The organism is Streptomyces sp. NPDC096324, from assembly GCF_044763015.1.
GTDB lineage: Bacteria > Actinomycetota > Actinomycetes > Streptomycetales > Streptomycetaceae > Streptomyces.
Genome location: NZ_JBIWFK010000004.1, coordinates 721310 through 744484, shown reverse-complemented (window position 1 = coordinate 744484; position 23175 = coordinate 721310). Strand labels below are relative to the sequence as shown.

The window sequence follows — 23175 nt, the reverse complement described above, 5'->3', positions numbered from 1 at the left end:
GAACCGGCGGCGCTATTCCCGGCCCGGACGGGCCGCCTCGCGCGAGCGGTGACCACGACGGCGCCGGACGCGCGAGACTGGACCCATGTGCCGCAGCATCAAGACACTTCGCCCGCCCGCGATCCCCGAGGAAGCGACCGAGGAGGAGATCCGCGCCGCCGCTCTGCAGTACGTCCGCAAGGTGTCCGGGTTCCGTGCCCCGGCCGCCCACAACCGTGAGGTCTTCGACCGCGCCGTCGAGGCGGTCGCGGCCGCCACGGCCGAACTGCTGGACCACCTGGAGGTGCGCGGGGCGGCGACCCAGCACGCCGGATGACCGACCGGACGCCTCGCCCGGCGCACGGTCGGGGCGGTCCGTGGGACGGCGTGCCCCTGGGCCCTCACCCGAGGGCGCCGTACGCCCGTACGCCTGCGTGCTCGTACGGCCCGCGTGTCCGCGTGCCTGTGCGACCCTGTCCGCCCCTGTGCCCTCGAGCCGGGACTCAGGCGCCCGCTTCCCGCTCCCGTACCGCGGGACGGCGTACGACGTACGCCGCGCCCGCACCCGCGATGAACAGGGCCCCGACCGAGACGGCCGCCGTGAGCCAGGTGGCGCCCAGCCACTGGCCGCCGAAGTAGCCGAGGGCGACGCTGTAGCCCGCCCACGCCAGGCCGGCGAGGACCGACCAGGGCAGGAAGTCGCGGACCCGGCGGTGCGCGGCGCCCGCGCCGAGCGAGACGACCGAGCGGCCGGCCGGAGCGAAACGGGCGACGACCACGAGCACACCGCCGCCGCTCGCCAGGACCTGGCCGAGACGTTCCTGCGCCCGGGTCAGGCGGCGGGACCGGGCGATGGCGCGAACCAGACGGTCGCCACCCCGCCAGGCGAGGCGGTACGCCGCCAGGTCACCGAGGACCGAGGCCGTGGCCGCGCAGAGGGTGAGCACCAGGATGTCGGGCACGGCGTGCGGGACGTTGCCGGTCGCCGTGGCGGAGCCCGCCGCGGCCGTCGCCGCCGTGATGACCAGGACTCCGCTCGGCAGAACGGGCAGGAAGACATCGAGAACGATGGACACGGCGATCACCGCGTAGATCCATGGGCTGCCTGTCAGCGACCCCACACTCTCCAGCACCGAAACTCTCCCCCGACCACCCCGTGAGCCCGACCGCGCCACTCCTCGCGACGGAGCGGCGTGCGGTCTGTGACCGCCATACAGCGTACGCCGCGGATGGTGCGGAAGATCCTCCGGGGACGCATGTGTCGGTGACATCACGTTCACACGCCCGCACGCTCCGGTATGCGGGACGGCGCCGGCGACCGCGCGGAATGCGCCTATTCCGGGGTGATCCGGGACTCCGCCACCGTCGTCAGCCGGGCACCTCCGGCCGCACGGCCGAGGCCGTCGCCGCGCGCCCGCCGTGCCTGTTCGAGCCTCAGGGAGGCCGAACGGCCGTGCAGGGTAAGGGTCATGAGCTGATTGCCGAACCAAGGGCCCCCGGTTTTCCGCCACTCGACCGGCGGCCGTGCGCAACCGCCGTGCCGGGCAAGGAGGGTGCCGAGCAGCCGGGCGGGGCGGCTCCAGCCGAAGCGGAAGCCGAGCCGTACGGAGAGCGGGATGGAGTTGTGGACGGGGGAGCAGGTCAGCTGGAGAACGCGGGCCGAGGGCTGCCGGGCGGGGTCGCTCCAGACCGGATCGGCGACGTAGGCGTGGTGCACGTCTCCCGACAGCACGCACACGGTCGCCGGTGCCCGCTCGTCCGAGCCGGCCTCGGCGATCAGCTCCGTCAGTTCCGTGAACGACTCCGGGAACGCCGCCCAGTGCTCCAGGTCGGCCGCTCGGCGCAGCCGCTCGCCGAACCGCGCCCAGCGCCCGCCCCGGTCGCCCCGGCACAGGGCGGCGTCCCACGTCTCCACGTGATGGATCAGCGGAGGCAGCAGCCAGGGCAGTGACGTGCCTATCAGCAGGTGGTCCCGGGACTCCGGCGTCTCCAGGGCCTGCTCCCGCAGCCAGGCCGCCTCCCCGGGATCGAGCATCGCCCGGTCCTTCTCGTCCAGGACGCGGGCCGCGCGGGTGTCGAGCATCAGGACACGGGTCCGGCCGAAGTCGCGGCGGTAGCTCCAGCGGACCGAGGCCGGGTCGGTGTCGGCCTGGGCGGCGAAGGCGCGCAGCACGTCCGTGCCGTCGGGGGTCTCGCGCACGGCCGCGTAGAGACGGTCCCGGGAGAGCTCGGTGGGGGAGAGGTTGCCGAGGTGCTGGTGGACCCAGTACGACATCAGACCGCTGAGCACCCGCTCGCGCCACCACGGGGTCGCCCGGATCTCCGCGAGCCAGGACGCGCTGGTGTTCCAGTCGTCGATGACGTCGTGGTCGTCGAAGATCATGCAGCTCGGTACGGTCGACAGCAGCCAGCGGATCTCGGGGTCGAGCCAGGACTCGTAGTAGAGGCGGGTGTACTCCTCGTAGTCCGCGACCTGGTGGCCCGGGGGGTCCGCGAGACCCCGGCGCGCGGCGATCCAGGCGCGGGTGGCCCTGGAGACCTCGTCCGCGTACACCTGGTCGCCCAACAGCAGGAGGACGTCCGGGCGTTCGGCGTCCGGGGCCTCGGCGATCCGGGCGGCGAGGGTGTCCAGCGCGTCGGGTCCCACCGGGTCCTTCTCGTCCGCGGGCGGCGATGCCCACCGGCAGGAACCGAAGGTGACGCGGACGGCGGCGTCCTCGCCCCCGGGGGTGCGGACGACCGAGGGGGGAAAGCGCGAGTCGGGTGGCGGCCACACGGCCGCGCCGTCCAGCAGGATCTCGTACGAGGTGGTCGTGCCCGGCGTCAGTCCGTCCACCGGCACCAGTGCGTAGTGATGGCCCGCCACCTGGAAGGTGCGGGCCTGTCCGCGGGTGCCGTCCGCGCAGCGCACCTCGGCGGTGCACGGGCGGCTCGCCTCGACCCAGAAGGTCGCCGACGAGCCGTCCACGTACCTCAGCAGCGGCCCCAGGCGCAGCTCGGCCATGGTGATCCCCCTCCTCCGTCGCCCCGTACGGTACGGAACGACGGAGGCCCGTGGGGAGGTTCCGGAGACCGTGAAACACCGTGGGGGGACGGTGCCCGGAACCCTGGCGGCCCGCGGCCGCCGGTCTGCGCGGCGGGTGCGGGTCAGCAGCCGGCGAGGACCGAGCTCAGCTTGGTCTTCTCGGCGGAGTCGATCTTGAGGTTGTAGTAGTACTTCACCTGCACCCAGGCGCGGACGTAGGTGCAGGCGTACGCGGTGCGCGAGGGCATCCACTCGGCCGGGTCCTTGTCGCCCTTGGACTGGTTGACGTTGTCCGTGACGGCGAGGAGCTGCGGGCGGGTGACGTCGTTGGCGAAGGCCTGGCGCTGGGCCGTGGTCCAGGCGCCGGCGCCGGAGTCCCAGGCCTCGGCGAGTGGGACGAGGTGGTCGATGTCGACGTCGGAGGCGGCGGTCCAGGTGGCGCCGTCGTAGACGGAGTACCAGCTGCCGCCGGTGGCCACACATGCGGAGTCGGTGGTCACGTTGGAGCCGTCGCGCTTGAGGATGTACTCACGGGTGTTGCACGTGCCGCTGATCGTGATCCAGGTCGGGAAGAGGTCGCGGGAGTAGCCGGTGCGGTTCTCGGTCGCGACGGTGAGGGACGCGAGGTAGGTGCGGGCGGTGGCCGCGCTGACCGGGGTGGGGAGGGCGGCGGAGGCGGTCGGGCCGGTGAAAACTCCGGCCATGGCTATCAGACCTGTGATGCCTGCGAGTATGCTCAGCCGTCGACGCGCGTAGACCTTGGGCATGCGAACTCCCTTGTGGTGTGGGGGTGTTGGGGTGCGGGCGAACGAATGCTCGCGGCGTCGTGTTGCCGTGAGGTAAGTGCGCGGTTAGAAAATAATGACGCGTTCATGACATAACAAGGTTCATGACAGAACTTTCTCCGACGTCCTGGTGTCCAGGGCGGGGGACTTTCGGCCCTGGGGGGCCGCCTCGCGGGTCGCGTACCATGGACGGCGCAGAAGGGGAGTAGCTCTTCGCCGGACCGTCGACATACTGCTCAGCTCGTCTGAGCCGGCGCCCGGAGGCAGGCCTCGATCATGAGGCCGGCCAGCGAGACCTTCGGCAAGCAGTGCACTTGCCCTGCCGGGCTTTCCGGTGTGGGTGCTTGTGCCCGTGCCTCCCGGCGCGGGTGTTGCTGTGTGCTGCCGTGCCGAGGTGTCGCGCAGTCACAGCACGCGCAATCGCAACACTCTCGGCGGGGCAGCCCGACCGATTGAGGAATTTTGATCAGCTTCAGCGTGATGGCGCTCGTCTTCGGTGTCGTCTTCCTTGCCGAACTGCCCGACAAGACCGCGCTCGCCGGCCTCGTCCTCGGCACCCGCTACCGCGCTTCGTACGTCTTCGTCGGCGTCGCCGCCGCCTTCGCCGTCCATGTGACGCTCGCCGTCGCGGCGGGCAGCGTGCTGACGCTGTTGCCGCAGCAGATCGTGCACGCCGTCACCGGTGTGCTGTTTCTCGGCGGGGCCGCTGTGCTGCTGATGAAGAAGGACGAGGACGAGGAAGAGGTCCGCAAGCCGGCGAACCAGACGTTCTGGAAGGTGTCCGGAGCGGGCTTCATGCTCATCCTCGTCGCCGAGTTCGGCGACCTCACGCAGATCATGACGGCGAACCTCGCCGCGCGGTACGACGATCCGCTGTCGGTGGGGCTCGGTGCGGTGCTGGGGCTGTGGGCCGTGGCGGGGCTGGGGATCGTGGGCGGCAAGGCGCTGATGAAGCGGGTGCCGTTGTCGTTGATCACCAAGGTGGCGGCTGTGTTGATGACGGGGCTCGGGGTCTGGAGCCTGTACGAGGCCGTGGCGGGCTGAGTCCGCTCGCCCCTGCGTGGTTGTCGGTGGGCGTTGGTCGCGCCGGCGTCGGGGGCGTTGCCGGTCCCTTGTCGTGCGGGGCCGTGTCCGCGGTCGCGGGTTCGGGCGGTGGGTGGGTCGGGGCCGTGCCGGTGCATCAGCCCGTCGCCGTTGGACGCAGACGTGACCGTCGGTGGCGACGGGCATCGATGTACCGGCACGTCCCCGACGGCGCGTTCCCGGCTGCGGATGCGGAATCCAGACGGTCACAGCCCCGACCGGGACACATTCCAGCCCCGACCGGGGCAAATTTCAGCCCCTCCGGCGTTTGAGGAGCGGGGTCTGGGGCGGAGCCCCAGGGTCCGCCTCACTCCGGGGCGCCATTTCGGGTGCCGGGGCCAGTTTCAGCCCCTCCGGCGTTTGAGAGGCGGGGTCCGGGGCGGAGCCCCGGGTACGGGTCGGGTAGGGGCGGAGGGGGCGAGAATCCTTCCCCCGGTTTCCACCCCCTGGTGTGGGCAGGGTTGTCCTGGGGTTGGGCGGGGCGAGTGGCGCTGGGCGGGGTTGTTTTGTATGTTGTAGGAACAAAGTGGTTCCCGTCCGCATCTCCCTGACCGGCGGGCGGGGCCGCCTTGTTTCCCGGGGGTGTACTGGTCCCCCTACCTGTGTTTTGGAGCATCGATGACGACGGCCACCACCGTTCTGACCGCCCGTGCCCTCCTGCTCGACATGGACGGGACCCTCGTCAACTCGGATGTCGTCGTCGAGCGCTGCTGGCGCGGCTGGGCCGACCGGCACGGGCTGGACGGCGACGAGGTCATGAAGGTCGTCCACGGCCGGCAGGGGTACGCCTCGATGGCGGTGCTGTTGCCGGACCGTCCCATGGAGCAGAACTACGCGGACAACGCGCGGATGCTGGCCGAGGAGACCGCCGACATGGAGGGCGTTGTCGCGATCCCGGGTGCGCCGGAGTTCCTCGCCTCCCTCGTCGGAGTGCCGCACGCCCTCGTCACCTCGGCGGATGTGGCGCTGTCCAGTGGGCGGATGGCCGCCGCGGGGCTCGGGCTTCCCGATGTCCGGGTCACCGCCGAGTCCGTCGGTGCCAGCAAGCCGGATCCCGAGGGGTTCCTCAAGGGTGCGGCCGAGCTGGGGATCGCTCCTGAGGACTGTGTCGTCTTCGAGGACTCCGGGGCGGGGATCGCTGCGGGGCGGGCGGCTGGGATGCGGGTCGTGGGTGTCGGTCCTCGGGCCGGGTTCCATGGGCCGGATGTGCTTGTTCGTGATCTGACCGAGGTGCGGGTCGAGGTTCTCGGAGGCGGAGCCGTCCGGCTTCACATCGGCTGACCGGAGCGGGGGCCGGGTTTTCGGCCCACCCCCCGGAAGGGTTCCCCTCAGGGGGCGGATCCCCCCGGGGACGGATCCCCCCGGTCGCGGTCGCGGTCGCGGTCGCGGGGAGTGGGGGGCTGGGCCGAGAGTTCTCGCCCCTCCGCCCCTACCCTCCCCCAAGGTCTCGGCTTCGCTCGACCAGGGGGGACCCCCATCGCACCTGGGGCTCCGCCCCAGACCCCGCTCCTCAAACGCCGGAGGGGCTGAAACCTTGTCGGCGCCGCCACCGCGACGCACCCGCAGTCGGCCACGCACCGTCGGGGACGTGCCGGTACATCGATGCCCGTCGCCACCGACGGTCACCTCTCCGTCCAACGGCGACGGGCTGATGCACCGGCACGGCCCCGACCCACCCACCGGCCGAACCCGTGAGCGCCGACGGCGAGCTACGGCTGGGACGTCTCCGCCTCCAGGCTCGCCCGTGTGGCCGGGCCGTACACGCCGGGGTCGTCGCCCGAGATGCCCCGCGCCCACTGGTACCAGCGCACGGCGTCCTCCAGGTGACGGTCGAACTGGCCGTCGGCCCTGTGCATGTACATCCTGAGCTGGCTCAGCCGAAGCTGGAGCTCGGTCACCTCGGACCCGCTGTCGCCGCGCCGCAGGGTCGGTCCTGCCAGCGTGTTCGAACCGCCGCCCCCCGTGGAGGCCACGGACCCCGTCGCGGTCGCCGTCGCGCTCGGCTCGGCGGACGTCGGCGACGCCGAGGCGGACGAGGACGGTGTGGCCGACGTGTCGGAGGCGGACACCGACGGAGACGGGCTCGCGCTGAGCGAGGCCGACGGGGACGGCGAGGCGGACTCCGCCGAGGACGCGCTCGACGACGGCACCGCGGAGGCCGTGTCCGACAGGACGTCCGGCACGCTCGCCCTGACGTCCTTCGGCTGGGCCTCGTCCCGCGCGGGAGGGTCGTAGGAGAGCAGTCCGCTCGCGACCCCCGCCGCGGCCACCACGGTCACCACGACTCCGGTGACGGCGAGGACCCCGGTGCGCCGGCGGCGCTTGGACCGACGCGAGGGCGAGGCCCCCTGTCCGGCCTCCGGCGGGCGCGCGTTCTCGTGGAAGAGGCGGACGTCGGTGGCGCGCGCCTCCGAGGGGAGCGCCTTCAGCCGCATGGTCGCGTCGGCCGGCATCGGCGCCGACGGCGTGTCCACCTCCGGCGGCAGCGGTGCCGAGTACGGGGCCGGGTCCGCCGGTACCGGGGCCAGGCGCATGGTCGCGTCGGCCGGTACCGGAGCCGGGCCGAGGTTCGCGTCCGCCGGGATCGCGGAGAGCTGCATGGTCGAAGCGGCCGCGTCCTCCCCGTTCGCGGGCGGCATCGGTATTCCGCCGACCGGTGGCACGCCGGCCACGGAGCCCGTCGGTTCGCCACCCCCGCCGGGTGCGACGCCATGGAAGCCCTCCGGCGCCCACGCCCCCTCCGGCACCCACGCCCCCTCCGGCGTCCAGGCACCCGCTTCCGCGGCGGTCCAGGCCTCACCGGCCGCCGGCGCGGCCTGCCAGGAGCCCGTGCCGGCCGGGTACGGGGCGCCGGCGCCCTCGGCCGGTCCCAGGCCCCCTCCCGCGTGCCCGGAGTCCTCCGGGCCCAGTTCTACGTAGGGCCGTATGCGCAGCGGGTTGAAGTCCTCCGCCGCCGCGGCCTCGGCCGAGCGCTCGTCGCGCAGGGCGTCGGACGCCCTGCGCGTACAGGCGCAGGACGGGGTGCCGTCCTGCGCCCGGTGTGCGGCGCACTCGGGGCAGACATGCCCGGTCGGTTCAGTCACGAGTGGGTCCCTCCCCCCTGAAAACTCCAGTGATTATCCGGACGACCTTCATACAACCTTCAAGCAGCCCCCCTGAATAGCAGATTCCGGTTGGCTCGACAGGCCATAACCGGACACACCGATCAGGATGGAGGGTGACCGGGACCCTCGGTGCTCAGGGAGGCCGCATGACCGGGGACGCGCACGGTTCCGACACACCGTCCGGCCGGGGACCGGAAGGGGTGGAGGCGCCGACCGGCGGCGGCATGGGCGAGCCGCCCGGACTGCACGACTCGGTCGAGGTGAGCGAGTCGGCCGTGCGCCGCCGCAGCGCCGCGGAGACCGACGCCCGGGACTCGGTGCACGGCAGCGTCTTCGTGTCCATCGGCGCCCTGCTGCTCGGCATGCTGCTGGCCGCCCTGGATCAGACGATCGTGTCCACCGCGCTGCCGACCATCGTGAGCGACCTAGGCGGTCTGGAGCACCTGTCCTGGGTGGTCACGGCGTACCTGCTCGCGTCCACGGCGGCGACCCCGCTGTGGGGCAAGCTCGGCGACCAGTACGGCCGCAAGAGACTCTTCCAGGCGGCGATCGTGATCTTCCTGGTCGGGTCGGCGCTGTGCGGCATGTCGCAGAACATGGGCGAGCTGATCGCCTTCCGGGCGGTGCAGGGACTCGGCGGCGGCGGTCTGATGGTGCTGTCGATGGCGATCGTCGGCGATCTCGTCCCGCCGCGTGAACGGGGCAAGTACCAGGGGCTGTTCGGTGCGGTGTTCGGCGCGACGAGTGTGCTGGGACCGCTGCTCGGCGGGCTGTTCACGGAACATCTGAGCTGGCGCTGGGTCTTCTACATCAACCTGCCCGTCGGCGTCGTGGCGCTCGTGGTGATCGCCGCGGTCCTGCACATCCCGAGGAAGTCGGCACGCCACGTCATCGACTACGCCGGTACGTTCCTGATCGCCGCGGTCGCCACCTGCCTGGTCCTGGTGGCCTCGCTGGGCGGCACCACCTGGGACTGGGACTCGCCGCAGGTCATCGGACTCGTGATCGTCGGCGTGGTCCTCGGCGTCGCCTTCGTCGCGGTGGAGCGACGCGCGGCCGAACCCGTGCTGCCGCTCAAGCTGTTCCGGGTCCACACCTTCACGCTGTCCGCGATCATCAGCTTCATCGTGGGCTTCGCGATGTTCGGCGCGATGACCTATCTGCCGACGTTCCTCCAGGTCGTGCAGGGCGTCTCGCCCACCATGTCCGGCGTGCACATGCTGCCGATGGTGTTCGGGCTGTTGCTGTCGTCCACGGTCTCCGGGCAGATCGTCAGCCGTACCGGCCGCTGGAAGGTGTTCCCGGTCGCGGGCACCGGGATCACCGCCCTGGGACTGCTCCTGCTGCACCAGCTGGACGAGAACAGCAGCACCGGGATCATGAGCACGTACTTCTTCGTGTTCGGCCTGGGCCTCGGCCTCGTGATGCAGGTGCTCGTCCTGATCGTGCAGAACGCGGTGTCGTACGAGGATCTGGGCGTCGCCACCTCCGGGGCCACCTTCTTCCGGTCCATCGGCGCCTCGTTCGGCGTCGCGATCTTCGGCACGGTCTTCGCGGGCCGCCTCGGCGACAACCTGACGAAGGCGCTGGCCGGACAGCAGCTTCCACCCGGCGTCACGACGGACTCCCTGAAGGCGGACCCGAAGGGGATCGGCCAGTTGCCGGCCGACCTGCGGCAGCCCGTCCTGCACGCGTTCTCGACCTCGATCACCGACGTCTTCCTGTACGCGGCCCCGGTCGCCCTCCTCGGGTTCGTGCTGGCCTGGTTCCTGCGCGAGGACAGACTGCGCGGCTCCGTCACGGCACCCGACGTCACGGAGACACTCGCGAGCAACCCGGTCGAGCGGTCGTCGTACGACGAGGTGTGCCGGGCGCTGTCCGTGCTCGGCACCCGCGAGGGGCGCCGCGAGATCTACGAGAAGATCACCGCGCGCGCCGGCTACGACCTCATGCCGGCGGCGAGCTGGCTGCTGCTGCGGATCAAGAAGTACGGGTGGGCGGAGCCCGCTCTCCTGGCCGAGCACAGCGCGGTTCCCCTGGACATCGTTCTGGCCGCCGCCCGCCAGATCGAGGAACGCCGGTTCGCCCGCCGCGAGGGCCTGGACCTGGTCCTGACCGACGAGGGCCGTGTCGCCGCCGGGAATCTGTCCAGGGCCCGCGAGGAGTCCTTCGCCGATCTGCTCGGCGACTGGTGGACGCCGGACCGTCCGACCGACCTCACGCAGCTGGTGGCGGAGCTGAACGAGGAGATGTGCGGGTCCGACGCGGAACGCCCGCACGAGAGAGCCCCGGCCGCCCGCCCGCAGGGGGAACCGGCGTGACGGCCTGACCGTCAGCCGGTCAGGTCCTTCCGGAACCAGTGCTCCGCGTAGGCCTGGTCGTTGTGCGCCGCGGTCTCCTCGTAGCCGTGCCGCGCGTACAGGGCCCGCGCCTCGACGAGGTCGGAGCGGGTGTCGAGGACGAGCCGCCGGGCGCCCAGGCCGCGCGCCGCCGCCTCGGCGGCCGCCAGCAGGAGCGGGGCCGCGCCCTCGCCGCGCAGGTCCGCGCGGACGAAGACCCGGCGCAGCTCGCCCGTCGTGGCGTCGAGCATCCGGATTCCCGCCGTGCCGCCGGGCTCACCGTCGTGGCGCGCGACGAGCAGCACGCCCGCGGGCGGCGCGAACTCGGCGCCGGTCTCCGCGGCGATCTCCCGCTCCAGCTCGTCGGGATCCGTCGTACGTCCTTCGTGCACCTCGTACCACCGGTCGCTGACCTCGGTGTAGTACGCCCGCCAAAGGGCCGCGGCGGCGGGGGAGTCGAAGGGTTCGGGGGCCACGCTCCAGGAGCCCCGCGCGGCGGACGGCGATCGGGTCATGCCGGCCATTGTCGGCGGGTGCCACCCGGGGCACGCAACCGGATAAGGAGCTCCGGCCGAACGGCGCAACGAGGAAGGGGCGTTGACCTCGGCACCGTCCCCGGGGCCGTTTGAGGCCCGGGTTCCGGGCAACCCGGTCCAGGAACCGGCCCGTTGGGTCGAGAACCGGGAAGGCACCCATGTCCACAGGCGTGATCATCGCTCTGATCATCGTGGCGGCCCTGGCCGTTGTCGCGGCCGCCCTGATCCTCCGCGCCCGAAGGCCGCCGGGCGGGCGCGCCCTGCGGCGGCGCTTCGGACCGGAGTACGACCGGACCGTCGCCCGGCACGACGGCGACACCCAGGCCGCCGAACGCGACCTCAACGAGCGCGTGAAGCGGCACGGCGCACTGCGCGAGCGGCCGCTCGAACCCGCGGCCAGGGAACGGTACGCGGCCGGCTGGACGGCCGCCCAGGAACGCTTCGTCGACTCGCCCCAGGAGGCGGTGGCCGAGGCCGACCGTCTGCTCGGCGAGCTGGCCGGTGAGCGCGGATTCCCTGACGGGGACCGTTACGAGGAGCAGGTGTCCGCGCTCTCCGTCCACCACGGACACCACGTCCACGGGTACCGCAGTGTGCACCGGGCCGCGCTGGCCCGCACCGGCGGGGGCGGGAACGGCGGTGTCGACACCGAGAAGCTGCGCGAGGCCATGCTGGAGGCCCGCGACCTCTTCGACGACCTGCTGACCCCGACCCGCGAGGACACCGCGCCCGGCAGGGCGCGCGACACGGACGACGTCAGCGCCACCGAGGCCACCCGCCCGGAGCGCAGCAGGCGGTTCGCCCTGACCAAGGACAGCCGGGGCGCCGAGCCGGCGGAGAACGCCGGGCGCGCCGGGAACGCAGGGCGCGCCGAGAACGGCGAGAACGGTGAGAACGCCGAGAGCAGCAGGACGTCCACCCCCGACACTCGCTCCCACCTTCCCTGGTCCTTCACCAGGCGTCAGGCGAAGGGGAGTTGAAGAAGGTGAGCACCATGAAGCCAGACCAGGATCCCGAGCGCACCCCGTCCCACGAGGCCGCCGCCACGAAGGGGCGTGTGGGCCCCGGCCCCGCCGGGCCCCGCGAGGCCGGACTGAAGGGCCGCGTGACCCCCGTACCCCCCGAGCGTTCCCCGGACGACCGGGCGGACGGCGACCGCGGTGAGGGCGAGGACGTGTCGCGCCGCGAGGCTCTGAAGGGCCGGGTGGACCCCGTGTCCACCGAGCCCGCCCCGGGCGGGACCGGCGACCCGGACCGGAACGGCGACCGTGCCGGGGACGGCGCCGGCTCGGCCGTCCGCCCGGCCGGGACCGGTACGTCGTCCCGCGCGACGACGGGCGCCGGCGTCGACGAGCGGGGTGCCGCCCCGGCCGACGGCCGCGCGGGGCGTACGGGCGCCGGCCCCGTGTCACCGGTACCCGACACGTCCGGTGCCTCCGACGACGGACCCGGTCCGCGTCCCGTGTCGCGCGGCGCCGCGGGAGCGCACCCCCGGGGCGGCCCGGCGGACACCGAGGGGCGCCCGGCGGATTCCGCCGGGCGGGACGAGCGGATGCTGCCGCTCGACGAGCACGACAAGTTCTCGCTGCGGATGCGGCACGCGGTCGGCGGGTTCGTCGACGGGCCGCAGGCCTCCGTGGAGGAGGCCGACCAGGTGCTGGAGGAGCTCGCGGGCCGGTTCACGGAAGCCGTGACCCGGCGGCGGCGCGACCTGCGTACGTCGTGGCGGTCCGGCGGCGAGGACAAGGCGACCGGCGAGGACACGGAGCGGCTCCGGCTCGCCCTGCGGGACTACCGCGAGATGACCGAGCGGCTCCTGCGGCTCTGAGCCCGGCTCGGAGCCTTCCCCGGTGAATGAGGCCGCGCCCCGGACGACGCCCCGGGACGCGGCCTCACACCGGTCCGGCGAGAGTGCCTGCGAGGCGCCGCCGGGCACGGGAACCTCGCGGACACGACCTAGGGTCGCGGGCCGCCCGGGGCCGGGTTCTCGCGGGCCGCGTGCCACTCCTGGACGATCTTCTCCACGTCGTACGGCTTGAGGCCGAGCGGAGGTCCGGGCGGCGGCTTGAACATCATGTCGCGGATCTTGACGTTGACGTCCTCGACGGCCCGCCGCACCGCCCGCTCGGACGGAAGCGTGGGAACCGCCGCGAGCACGTCCTCCGCCTCCTTGCGCAGGGCCAGCGTGGGCGGCAGGACGGACAGGCCCTCACGGGCCATCTTCCGCTTGATCCACCAGAGTTCGTCGTACGGGGTGTCGGTGACCTCCGGCAGCGGCTTGCCCGCGCCGGGGAGTTCCGTGAATTCGCCGCGGGCCTCCGCCTGGCGGATCTGCCGGTCGACCCACGACTCGAAGCTGACACCCGGTGGCTTGCGCTCGGTCATGAGTCCATTGTGCCGGAGGTCACACGGCGACGGTGAAGGTCGAATTATCATGCGGCGGCGACGGGGCAACCTCGTTCCCCGTCAGGACAATTGGACCAGCACCTCACGAAGGAGCGCGCGTTGCTCGAACTCACCATGGCCTCGGTGACCGGAGGGGACGCCGGAGCGACGGCCGGGATGCAGATGGCCGACGCGCCGAGCGACCCCGGAGCCATGCTGCGGGTGGGCCGGGACCGGGCCGTGTGCCGTCTCGCGACCCCCGACGACTGGCTGTTCGTCTCCCGGGTCCACCTGGAGTTCCTGTGCGGTCCGGACGGCTCCTGGCAGGTCAGCTGGCTCCGGGGTTCCCACGCGGAGCCGTCCTCCGAGGTCCGGCTGATCCTCACGGGACTCCAGCCCCAGCCGCTTCCGTACGGCGGGACGGCCCGACTCCCGGCGGGCGGCTCCGGTGAACTCGTCATCCAGGACCGCACCGGGCCCCACACCGTGAACGTGGGTTTCTACCACGAGGTCTGAGCCCGGTGAGGGGGTGCGGCGGCGCGAGGCCGGGCGGTCAGGCCCGTACGCGGGCCAGCGCGAAGCCGTCGTACCCCTTGCTGCCCACCGTCTGCACCGCCGTGCCGTCCAACTTCGGGTGGGTGGCGATCAGTTCGAGCGCGGCCCGGGTGCCCCGCACGCTCGGGTCGGTGCTCGTCCCGTCGGTCACCGCTCCACCGCGGACCACGTTGTCGAGGACGATCACGCTGCCGGGCCGGGTGAGCCGGACCGCCCACTCGATGTAGTGGGCGTTGTTCACCTTGTCCGCGTCGATGAAGACGAGGTCGAACGGCTCCGGATGCTCGTCCGCCAGCTTCGGCAGGCTCTCCAGGGCGGGGCCCACCCGCACCTCGGCGATCTTGTCGAGGCCGGCCCGCGCGAGATTGGCGCGGGCGACCTCGGCGTGCCGGGGCTCGTACTCGAGGGTGATCAGCGTCCCGTCGGCGGGCAGGGCGCGGCCCAGCCAGATCGTGCTGTAGCCGCCGAGCGTGCCGATCTCCAGGATGCGGCGGGCTCCCTGGATCTCGGCGAGCAACTGGAGCAGCTTGCCCTGGTTCGGCGCGACGCCGATGGGGGGCAGTCCGGCCGCGTCGCTGTCGTGCAGCGCGGCGGCGAGGACTTCGTCGGCGGGGGCCAGGAGGTGGGTGAAGTGGTCGTCGACGTCGTTCCAGACCTGCGACTCGCTCATGCACCGGGCCTTTCATAGCCTAGTTAGATGCGCTAAGGACTTCCGTCTCGAACCTAGCTCCCGGCGCCCCCGCGTGCCAGCGGGATTCGGGCCCCGCGCGTCGGCGGGGCGCGGGGCCCGCGGACGTCAGCGGCGGGCGGGTTCCACGGCGGGCGCCGAGCCCGGCAGCGGCCGGCCCGCCGACTCCGTCATGAACCAGACGGCTGCACCGCCGATCACGGCCGCGGCCATCATGTAGTACGCGGGCATCATCATGTTCCCGGTCGCCCCGATGAGGGCGGTGACGACCAGCGGGGTCGTGCCGCCGAAGAGCGAGACGGAGACGTTGAAGCCGATCGAGAGAGAGCCGTAACGGACCCGGGTCGGGAAGAGCGCAGGGAGCGCGGAGGGCATCGCGGCCGTGAAGCACACCAGCAGCAGACCGAGGGCGCCCATGCCGAGCGCGACGGCGAGCAGACTGCCCTGGCGGATCAGCAGCAGCGCCGGGACGGACAGGGCGAGGAAACCGGCACAGCCCGCGGCGATCACCGGGCGGCGGCCGATCCGGTCGGTCAGGGCGCCCGCGAAGGGCTGCACGACCATCATCAGCGCCATCACACCGAGGACGACGAGCAGACCGTGCGTCTCGTCGTACTTGAGCTCGCTGGTCAGATAGCTCGGCATGTAGGACAGCAGCATGTAGTCGGTGACGTTGAAGACCAGCACCAGGCCCATGCACAGCAGCAGGGTGCGCCACTGGCCGGCGACCATCTCGCGCAGCGGCACCTTGGGACGGGCGGCCTCGGACTTCTCCAGCTCCGCGGCGAACGCCGGGGTCTCCTCCAGACGCATCCGCAGATAGAGGCCGACGATGCCCATCGGGCCCGCGATCAGGAACGGGACGCGCCAGCCCCAGGACAGCAGGTCGTCGGTGGACAGCAGGGCGGTCATGAGGGTCACCAGACCCGCGCCGCCGATGTATCCGGCCAGCGTGCCGAACTCCAGCCAGCTTCCGAGGAAGCCGCGCTTCTTGTCCGGCGCGTACTCGGCGATGAAGGTCGTGGCGCCCGCGTACTCGCCGCCGGTGGAGAAGCCCTGCACCAGACGGGCCACGAGCAGCAGGACCGGAGCGCCGACGCCGATCGTGGCGTACGACGGGATCAGACCGATCGCGAAGGTGCCCGCCGCCATCAGGATCATGGTGAGCGCGAGGACCTTCTGGCGGCCGATCCGGTCGCCGAGCGGGCCGAAGACCATGCCGCCGAGCGGGCGGACGAGGAAGGCCGCAGCGAAGGCGCCGAACGTCGAGAGGAGCTGGGCGGTCGGGTTGCCCGAGGGGAAGAAGACCTTGCCCAGGGTCACCGCGATGTAGCTGTAGACGCCGAAGTCGAACCACTCCATCGCGTTGCCGAGCGCCGCCGCTTTCACGGCACGCCTGACCAGCGCGGGGTCGGTGACGGTGACCTCGGAGGGGACGGGGCGGGCGGAAGCCGGGACACGTACGGCGGGGGCCGTCGGGGTCGCGGTCGGGGTAGCGGTCGGCAAGAGCCTTCCTTTCTCCGGGGACAGGGACGGGTCCGCCCGGGAGCGGGCCCGGGGGCTCGCACAGGTGACCCGTGAAGGTGACCCGCGGGTGACCCGGGGCGGACCGGCGGCCCGTCCGGAGACGGGCCGAAAAGCGACCTTAGGGCCCTTTGCCCCCGTCGCGTGGGGTACGCGACCGGGTGCGCAGCGCACATAAAGGCGGCGTACGCAGGCGTGACGAGAGATCCGCGGAGGGTCTCGCGGGGGGTCGTCTGTGAGTCATGTCGCGGGTCCGGCCGGGAACCGACCCCTTCGCCGACCGTCGATATTCGGACAAAGCGGAGAGGGTGTTCAGGCCGCTCCGGGCCCGCCGTGCCGCCCGGCGACGGTGGCCGTGACACGCGAGGTCCTGATATGGGTTGACATAAGGGATCTGTGAGACACAGACCGGTCAATGGGTCGGGAGGGCCGACAGGGCGTGGCGAACGTGGAGCACGGCGGACGGCCGGGCGAAGGCATCGTGGGAGCGCCGGAGACGGTGCGGGCACGACTGCGCGCGCTTCGCGTCGTGCTCTGGGCCGTCGCCGCGATACTCGCCGTACGGCAGCTCGCCGCCGTCCTCAGCACGCCCAAGGCGGACCGGCTGACGGACCTGGAGACCTGGGTCGGCCCGAACGGCGTACTGCACGTGAAGGGCTCGCTGTACGACTCGACACAGTTCACCGGCACCCCGTTCGGCGGCCTCGTCCTCAAACCCCTCACCCGGTCGGCCGAACAGGCCCTCGGCTGGGGCTGGACCTTCGGCACCCTGCTGCTCGTCGTGGCGCTCGGCCTGGTCGCCGCCCGCGCGCTGCCGCCGCCCGTGAGCCGACGGACCTCGCTGCTCGCCGCGCCCGTGGCCGTCAGCCTGCTGATGCTGTCGCTCCCCGTGCGCAACGCCCTCTATCTCGGCCAGACCAGCATCATCCCGGTGCTGCTCGTCCTGCTCGGCTGCTTCGTCGTCCGCGGCGAGCGCCTCTGCGGGGTCCTCATCGGGCTCGCGGCGGCCCTCCAGCCGACCGTGCTGCTCTTCGCCCCGCTGCTCTGGTTCACCGGCCGCCGCCGCGCCGCCGCCTCCACCGGCCTCACGTTCGTCGCCCTCACCGCGCTCGCCTGGGCCGCGATGCCGCGCGACTCGAACACGTACTGGGTGCACCACCTGGCGGGCGTCGGCCTCGGCAAGTCCGCCGACGACCTCGCCAACCAGTCCCTGCACGGCGCACTGCTGCGGCTCGGCCTCACCGGGCCGCTGGAGGTCGGCCTCTTCCTGGCGCTCGGCGCGGCCGTCGCCGTCCTGGGGCTGCGCCGCGCGGTGCGCTACGCCCGCGACGGACAGTTGCTGCTCGCCGTCGCGGTGACCGGCTGCGTCGCCGTCGCCGTCTCGCCCACCACCTGGCAGCACCAGGTCCTGTGGGTCCTGCTCGCCCTCGTCGGCCGGGTCGGCCGGAAGACCTCCGACCGCTATGTGTGGCCCGTCGCGGTCGTCCTCGTCATGACACTGCCCGCCCGGATGATCCTTCCTGACATGCCGGTGCTCGAACCGGTGCGCGACAACGTGGTGCTGATCGCCGCGCTGGCCGCCGCCGCGGCCGTACCGTTCCTGTCCCGTACGTCCCCGTCCTACCGGGCCCCGGTCCCCACCGTCCACGCGCCGCCCGCCACCACCCGGTGGAGGCGGATCCCGCTGCTGCCGTCCGGCCGGGTCCTCACCCGCACGAACCTGCTCCTCGAACTGCTCCTGATCCGTGTCGGGTACTCCGCCTACCAGCAGGTCAGGCTCGCCGCGACGGGCGGCACCAACTCGGGCGGGCGGGCCACCGCCGAGCAACACGGCCGGCAGGTCCTCGCCGTCGAGCGGTTTCTGCATCTGGACGTCGAGCGCTGGGTCAACCACGCGGTGGTGGGGGTTCCCGGCCTGAGGGATTTCTTCGACTTCTACTACCAGTCGTTCCACTTCGGCGTCCCGCTCACCATCCTCGCCGTGCTCTACGTCCGCCGCCCGGCCGACCACCGCTGGGCGCGTTCCGCCCTCGGCTTCGCCACCCTCCTCGCCCTCGTCGGGTTCTGGCTCTACCCGCTCGCCCCGCCCCGCCTGATGCCGGGTCTCGGCGTGATCGACACCGTGCACGGGGTGCAGGACTTCTCCAAGCCCGACTACGGCACGCTGACCGAGCTGACCAACCAGTACGCGGCGATGCCCTCGCTCCACTTCGGGTGGTCCCTGTGGTGCGGGATCGTCATCGTGGTGCTGGCACCCAGGTGGTGGATGAAGGCGCTGGGCCTGCTGCACCCGCTGCTCACGGTCTCCTCGATCGTGGCGACCGGAAACCACTGGGTCCTGGACGCCGTCGGCGGCGCGGCCGTCGTCGCCGTGGGCTTCGGCCTGACGTATCTCATCAGCGGCCCGCGGGTCCGCGCGGACGTGGAACCGGCCGGGGCCGGAGCCGGGGTAGGGCCGCCGGTTCGTGCGGTGGGGCGTACGCCGGGGTGATCGGGTCGGGGTGAGATGGGGTGGGGTGGGGAGGTCGGGTCGTGGGTCCGGGCGGTCGGGTCGTGGGGTCGGGCGGTCAGGTCGGGGGTCGGGCGATCCGGTGTGTGTCGAGGTGACGGGCGGGTGCGGGTGCGGGTGCGGGTGCGGTCTCGGGGGAGGCAGAGGCGGGCGCGGGGGTGCCCCTGCCTCCCTCGGGACGGGCCGGCGGTGCCGGGAGGTCGCCGGCCCGAGCGTGTGCGGCCCGCTACGCGTGCCGGACCTGGAGTTCCTTGACGCCGTTCAGCCAGGCGGAGCGGAGGCGGCGGGGGTCGCCGGCCAGCCGCAGATCCGGCATCGCGTCGGCGATCGCGTTGAAGATCAGGTCGATCTCCAGCGTGGCCAGGGACTTGCCGAGGCAGAAGTGCGGACCGCCGCCGCCGAAGCCGAGGTGCGGGTTGGGGTCCCGGGTGATGTCGAAGACCTCGGGGTTCCCGAACACCTCGGGGTCGTTGTTCGCGGAGGAGTAGAAGATGCCGACGCGGTCGCCCTTCCTGATCCGCTGCCCGCCCAGTTCGGTGTCCTGGGTCGCGGTGCGCTGGAAGGCGACGACGGGGGTCGCCCAGCGGACGATCTCCTCGGCGGTGGTCTTCGGCCGCTCCCTCTTGTAGAGGTCCCACTGGTCGGGGTGGGTGAGCAGCGCGTGCATCCCGTGGGTGATGGCGTTGCGGGTCGTCTCGTTGCCGGCGACCGCCAGCAGCAGCACGAAGAAGCCGAACTCGTCGGAGGCGAGGTTCCCCTGGTCCTCCGCCGCCACCAGCGTGCTGACGATGTCCTTGGCGGGGCACTGCTTGCGGTCCGCGGCCATGTTCATCGCGTACGAGATGAGTTCGGTGGCCGACTCGGCGCCGATCTCCTCGGTGATCGCGTACTCCGGATCGTCGTACGCCACCATCTTGTTGGACCAGTCGAAGATCTTGACGCGGTCCTCCTGCGGGACGCCGATCAGCTCGGCTATCGCCTGCAGCGGCAGTTCGCAGGCGACCTGGGTGACGAAGTCGAAGGAGCCGTCGGGGGCGGCCTGCGCGAGCGCGTTCGCGACGATCGAACCGGCCCGGGCGCGCAGCGCGTCCTCCAGGGAGCGGATGGCGCGCGGGGTGAAGCCGCGCTGCACGATCTGCCGGACCCGGGTGTGTTCGGGCGGGTCCATGTTCAGCATGATGAGCCGCTGGACCTCGATCTGCTCGCGCTGGATGTGCTCGTTGAAGCGGATGACGGCCGTGTTGAGGAACGAGGAGAACAACTCGGGGTGCGTCGAGACGTACTTGACGTCCGAGTGCCGGGTGACGGCCCAGTAGCCGTCGTCCTCGAAGCCCGCCACACCGGGCTGTTGCGGGATCCAGTGGACCGGCTCGGCCCGGCGCAGCTCGGCGAACTCCGGGAGGGGTACGCGATGGTGGAGCACATCGGGGTCGGTGAAATCGAACCCGTCGGGCAGCGCTGGACAGGACATCGGCAACTCCAGGCTCTTTCTCGCACGTGATTCTGACGGGTCATCAGGAACATGGAATCGCCGTGAAGGTAGTAACGGGTTCTACAAGTGGCAAGAGGTGCGGGCCTCCCAATTCCGTGCGGGATTGGTGCAGATCACGACTTCCGGAGCTGCACGACCCTTGCGGCGCGGGGGGTTCGCTCAGCAAACTGCACGCAGAACTGGTACGCGTTCTAGTTCTGTGCGGTGGGTGGGCCGGGACGCCCCGCGCTGCGCGGTTCAGCCAGGGCCTGGCCGCCGGGCAGGCCTGAGGAGAGGACGAGCCCCCATGGCCGCGGAACCCGTGATCGTCGAAGCCGTACGGACCCCCATCGGCAAGCGCGGAGGCGCGCTCGCCAATCTGCACCCCGCCTATCTCCTGGGCGAGACCTACCGTGAACTCCTCGGCCGCACCGGCATCCCCGCCGACTGCGTCGAGCAGATCGTCGGCGGCACGGTGACCCACGCCGGCGAACAGTCGATGAACCCCGCGCGCACCGCCTGGCTGACCGTCGGACTGCCCTACGAGACGGCCGCGACGACCGTCGACTGCCAGTGCGGCTCCTCGCAGCAGGCCTCACACATGGTCGCCAACATGATCGCGGCGGGTGTCATCGACGTCGGGATCAGTTGCGGTGTCGAGGCGATGTCGCGGGTGCCGCTGGGCTCGGGGTCCAAACACGGGCCCGGCAAGCCGTTCCCCGACGAGTGGAACGTCGATCTGCCCAACCAGTTCGAGGCGGCCGAACGCATCGCCCGCCACCGCGGACTGACCCGCGAGAACGTCGACTCCCTCGGGCTCATCTCGCAGGAACGGGCCGCCGTCGCCTGGGGCGAGGAACGCTTCAAGCGCGAGACGTTCGCCGTGCAGGTGCCCACCACCGAGGACGAACAGCGGGCCGGGCAGGGCATGTGGCGGCTCGTCGACCGGGACGAGGGGCTGCGCGACACGTCCATGGAGGCGCTGGCGAAGCTGAAGCCGGTGATGCCGACGGCCGTTCACACGGCCGGCAACTCCTCCCAGATATCGGACGGTTCGGCAGCCATCCTGTGGGCCTCCAAGCGGATGGCGCGGGCGTTGAAGCTGCGGCCGCGGGCGCGGATCGTGGCCCAGGCGCTGGTGGGTTCGGACCCGCACTTCCACCTGGACGGGCCGATCGACGCCACCCGGGCCGTGCTCGGCAAGGCCGGGATGTCGCTGAAGGACATCGACCTCGTGGAGATCAACGAGGCGTTCGCGTCCGTGGTGCTGAGCTGGGCGCAGGTCTTCGGGCAGGACCTGGAGAAGGTGAACGTGAACGGGGGCGGGATCGCGCTCGGGCATCCGGTGGGGGCCACGGGGGCGCGGCTCATCACCACGGCGCTGCATGAACTGGAGCGTGCGGACAAGGAGTTCGCGTTGATCACGATGTGTGCAGGTGGGGGGCTCGCGACGGGGACGATCATTCAGCGGGTGTGAGGGGGTGCCGCGGGCTTGCGGTGGGTTGCCGTCGGCTCGCGGGCGCTACTCCCGGCCGGAGACGGTTGCCGCCAGGGCCGCCGGGATCAGGGCCGCGATCAGGAGAGGGAGCGCCAGGCCGTGGTGCAGGACCAGCCACGCGCCGAGCAGGGCGCCGGCCGCCATCGCCAGGACGGAGGCGGTCCGGCGCGGGGAGTGGTGGCCGGCGCCGCCGCCGGCGCGGCTGTCGGCGGCCAGGCCCGTGAGGGTCATCGTCAGCACGGTGGTCGTCAGGTCGGCGATGCCGAGTCTGCGTACCGTCGCGTTGCGCAGGCCCATCGCGAAGGCCGTCACGGCGATCACGGTGTAGGTGGTGGCGGTCGCGTGCGGGGCGGCGAAGGCCACCGCCGCGCAGGCGGCCGTCAGGGCTGCTTCGGCGGCGAGGATTTTGCGGGCCCAGGTGCGGCGGGGGCCGTCGCTCAGGCGCAGGGTGGTTCGTCCGCCGGTCGTGGCGCCGGCCACGAAGCAGCACAGGGAGGTGAGGGTGTGCGTTACGGAGAAGCCGGGGGCGCCGGCGGCGGCGAAGCCGAGCACGACCACGTTGCCGGTCATGTTGGCCGTGAAGACGTGGCCCAGGCCCAGGTAGCTCACCGCGTCGATGAGGCCGCTGACGACGGTCAGCGACAGCAGCGCGGGCACGAGGCGGAGGCCTTTTGACTCGGGGTCGGGCGTCGTGTCCATGGGGGTCAGTCCACCATGGGGCCGGGGTTGTGGCCCGGGTTCGGTCTGGTGGGTGGGTCGGGGCCGTGCCGGTGCATCAGCCCGTCGCCGTTGGACGGAGAGGTGACCGTCGGTGGCGACGGGCATCGATGTACCGGCACGTCCCCGACGGCGCGCGGCCGACTGCGGGTGCGAGATCCAGACGGTCACAGCCCCGGCCGGGAAGATCCAGCCCCTCCGGCGTTTGAGGAGCGGGGTCTGGGGCGGAGCCCCAGGGCGGGTCGGGTAGGGGCGGAGGGGGCGAAAGAAGGTTGTGGCCGGGCGGGGCCGGGAAGGGCGGGGTACGACGAAGGCGGCAGCCCCGGAACGGGGTGCCGCCTTGTGTGTGCTGGGCTGATCAGTACCAGCCGTTGGCCTGCCAGAAGCTCCAGGCGCCGGCCGGGCTGCCGTAGCGGGAGTTCATGTAGTCCAGACCCCACTTGATCTGGGTCTTGGGGTTGGTCTTCCAGTCGGAGCCGGCGGAGGCCATCTTCGAGCCGGGAAGAGCCTGGACCAGACCGTACGCACCGGAGGACGAGTTGGTGGCGCTGATGTTCCAGCCGCTCTCGTGCTCGACGATCTTGCTGAAGGCGTTGAACTGCGAGGCGTCCGGAATCATCGTGTGAGCGATCGACTTCGCGGCGGAGGCGGTGGTCGGCGTGGCGGCCTGGGCGGGCGCCGCGGCCAGGACCATACCGGCGGTGGCGGCGGCCACGGCGGTACCGGCGAGGGCCTTCTTCGGGGAAGAGACGATGCGGCGGATGACGGAGACGGACACGGAGAACCTGTTTCCTCGGGGACATGGAGTCGCTGGTACGCCGTGACCACGTGGTGTGTGGAAGGAGCGGCGTACGTCGGCGCCGCGGCCCGTGGGGGCTCGTGGCGCCTGGCGACGTCCTCAAGACAAACAGGATCCGAGCCCGTCCGCAATGACCCTTTTTACTAGTTGTGGTCGCATTCGGGGTGAACGGGTGGTG

20 protein-coding genes are annotated in these 23175 nt (G+C 72.0%); 9 read left to right on the top strand and 11 right to left on the bottom strand.

Annotation, left to right across the window (positions count from 1 at the left end):
* The first annotated feature begins 85 nt into the window (after positions 1–85).
* On the top strand, positions 86–316 hold the full coding sequence (locus tag ACIQ7M_RS14025) for a DUF2277 domain-containing protein (protein WP_355768694.1): 231 nt from the start codon (positions 86–88) through the stop codon (positions 314–316).
* Between the two features lie 166 nt (positions 317–482).
* Here ACIQ7M_RS14025 and ACIQ7M_RS14020 read toward each other — a convergent pair whose 3' ends face one another.
* From ACIQ7M_RS14020 to ACIQ7M_RS14010, 3 genes are all read right to left on the bottom strand, one after another.
* Entirely contained in the window at positions 483–1112 is a 630-nt protein-coding gene (locus tag ACIQ7M_RS14020) for a DedA family protein (protein WP_386984445.1), read from the bottom strand.
* Positions 1113–1312: 200 nt separating this feature from the next.
* Positions 1313–2983: an alkaline phosphatase D family protein gene (locus tag ACIQ7M_RS14015; protein WP_403643444.1), complete on the bottom strand. Its 1671-nt coding sequence runs from the start codon at positions 2981–2983 to the stop codon at positions 1313–1315.
* A 143-nt stretch (positions 2984–3126) separates the two neighbouring features.
* Positions 3127–3771, bottom strand: a complete 645-nt coding sequence (locus ACIQ7M_RS14010; RefSeq protein ID WP_403643441.1) for an HNH endonuclease family protein — start codon at positions 3769–3771, stop codon at positions 3127–3129.
* Positions 3772–4251: 480 nt separating this feature from the next.
* Between ACIQ7M_RS14010 and ACIQ7M_RS14005 the strand changes: the two genes are divergently transcribed.
* Positions 4252–4833, top strand: coding sequence for a TMEM165/GDT1 family protein (locus ACIQ7M_RS14005; protein ID WP_355768683.1), 582 nt, complete (start codon positions 4252–4254; stop codon positions 4831–4833).
* A 657-nt stretch (positions 4834–5490) separates the two neighbouring features.
* A complete protein-coding gene (locus ACIQ7M_RS14000; protein WP_403643438.1) occupies positions 5491–6153 on the top strand; it encodes an HAD-IA family hydrolase in 663 nt (220 codons plus the stop codon).
* A gap of 428 nt (positions 6154–6581) precedes the next feature.
* On the opposite strand, the gene ACIQ7M_RS13995 is transcribed toward ACIQ7M_RS14000, so the two are convergent.
* Entirely contained in the window at positions 6582–7955 is a 1374-nt protein-coding gene (locus ACIQ7M_RS13995; RefSeq protein WP_403643435.1) for a peptidoglycan-binding protein, read from the bottom strand.
* Between the two features lie 167 nt (positions 7956–8122).
* Here ACIQ7M_RS13995 and ACIQ7M_RS13990 point away from each other — a divergent pair, with 167 nt between their 5' ends.
* Complete coding sequence (locus ACIQ7M_RS13990; RefSeq protein ID WP_386989342.1) at positions 8123–10297, top strand: MDR family MFS transporter; 2175 nt, start codon at positions 8123–8125, stop codon at positions 10295–10297.
* A gap of 11 nt (positions 10298–10308) precedes the next feature.
* On the opposite strand, the gene ACIQ7M_RS13985 is transcribed toward ACIQ7M_RS13990, so the two are convergent.
* Positions 10309–10839 (bottom strand): GNAT family N-acetyltransferase, encoded by a 531-nt coding sequence (locus tag ACIQ7M_RS13985; protein ID WP_403643431.1) that lies wholly within the window; start codon positions 10837–10839, stop codon positions 10309–10311.
* Between the two features lie 170 nt (positions 10840–11009).
* Here ACIQ7M_RS13985 and ACIQ7M_RS13980 point away from each other — a divergent pair, with 170 nt between their 5' ends.
* Together ACIQ7M_RS13980 and ACIQ7M_RS13975 are read left to right on the top strand one after the other, a co-directional pair.
* Entirely contained in the window at positions 11010–11831 is an 822-nt protein-coding gene (locus ACIQ7M_RS13980) for a hypothetical protein (RefSeq protein WP_403643428.1), read from the top strand.
* Positions 11832–11845: 14 nt separating this feature from the next.
* The gene (locus ACIQ7M_RS13975) at positions 11846–12679 is read left to right on the top strand and encodes a hypothetical protein (RefSeq protein ID WP_403643425.1); all 834 of its coding nucleotides are present in this window, start codon (positions 11846–11848) and stop codon (positions 12677–12679) included.
* A 128-nt stretch (positions 12680–12807) separates the two neighbouring features.
* Here the strand turns inward: ACIQ7M_RS13975 and ACIQ7M_RS13970 are convergent, their stop codons facing one another.
* Complete coding sequence (locus ACIQ7M_RS13970; RefSeq protein ID WP_355771723.1) at positions 12808–13236, bottom strand: DUF1992 domain-containing protein; 429 nt, start codon at positions 13234–13236, stop codon at positions 12808–12810.
* A 120-nt stretch (positions 13237–13356) separates the two neighbouring features.
* Here ACIQ7M_RS13970 and ACIQ7M_RS13965 point away from each other — a divergent pair, with 120 nt between their 5' ends.
* A complete protein-coding gene (locus tag ACIQ7M_RS13965) occupies positions 13357–13752 on the top strand; it encodes a hypothetical protein (RefSeq protein WP_355771734.1) in 396 nt (131 codons plus the stop codon).
* A gap of 37 nt (positions 13753–13789) precedes the next feature.
* Here ACIQ7M_RS13965 and ACIQ7M_RS13960 read toward each other — a convergent pair whose 3' ends face one another.
* On the bottom strand, positions 13790–14461 hold the full coding sequence (locus ACIQ7M_RS13960; RefSeq protein WP_403643422.1) for an O-methyltransferase: 672 nt from the start codon (positions 14459–14461) through the stop codon (positions 13790–13792).
* Between the two features lie 126 nt (positions 14462–14587).
* Complete coding sequence (gene proP, locus ACIQ7M_RS13955; RefSeq protein ID WP_355771717.1) at positions 14588–15985, bottom strand: glycine betaine/L-proline transporter ProP; 1398 nt, start codon at positions 15983–15985, stop codon at positions 14588–14590.
* Between the two features lie 457 nt (positions 15986–16442).
* On the opposite strand from proP, the gene ACIQ7M_RS13950 reads away from it, so the two are divergent.
* A complete protein-coding gene (locus ACIQ7M_RS13950; protein ID WP_403643419.1) occupies positions 16443–18494 on the top strand; it encodes a bifunctional glycosyltransferase 87/phosphatase PAP2 family protein in 2052 nt (683 codons plus the stop codon).
* Between the two features lie 244 nt (positions 18495–18738).
* Here ACIQ7M_RS13950 and ACIQ7M_RS13945 read toward each other — a convergent pair whose 3' ends face one another.
* Positions 18739–19983 carry a cytochrome P450 gene (locus ACIQ7M_RS13945; RefSeq protein ID WP_355771712.1) on the bottom strand — a complete coding sequence of 415 codons (1245 nt, stop codon included), beginning with the start codon at positions 19981–19983 and terminating at the stop codon, positions 18739–18741.
* Positions 19984–20290: 307 nt separating this feature from the next.
* On the opposite strand from ACIQ7M_RS13945, the gene ACIQ7M_RS13940 reads away from it, so the two are divergent.
* The gene (locus ACIQ7M_RS13940; protein WP_355771709.1) at positions 20291–21460 is read left to right on the top strand and encodes a steroid 3-ketoacyl-CoA thiolase; all 1170 of its coding nucleotides are present in this window, start codon (positions 20291–20293) and stop codon (positions 21458–21460) included.
* A gap of 45 nt (positions 21461–21505) precedes the next feature.
* Here ACIQ7M_RS13940 and ACIQ7M_RS13935 read toward each other — a convergent pair whose 3' ends face one another.
* Positions 21506–22180: a YoaK family protein gene (locus ACIQ7M_RS13935; protein ID WP_403643414.1), complete on the bottom strand. Its 675-nt coding sequence runs from the start codon at positions 22178–22180 to the stop codon at positions 21506–21508.
* A 376-nt stretch (positions 22181–22556) separates the two neighbouring features.
* A complete protein-coding gene (locus ACIQ7M_RS13930; protein ID WP_355775213.1) occupies positions 22557–22976 on the bottom strand; it encodes a transglycosylase SLT domain-containing protein in 420 nt (139 codons plus the stop codon).
* Between the last annotated feature and the right edge of the window lie 199 nt (positions 22977–23175).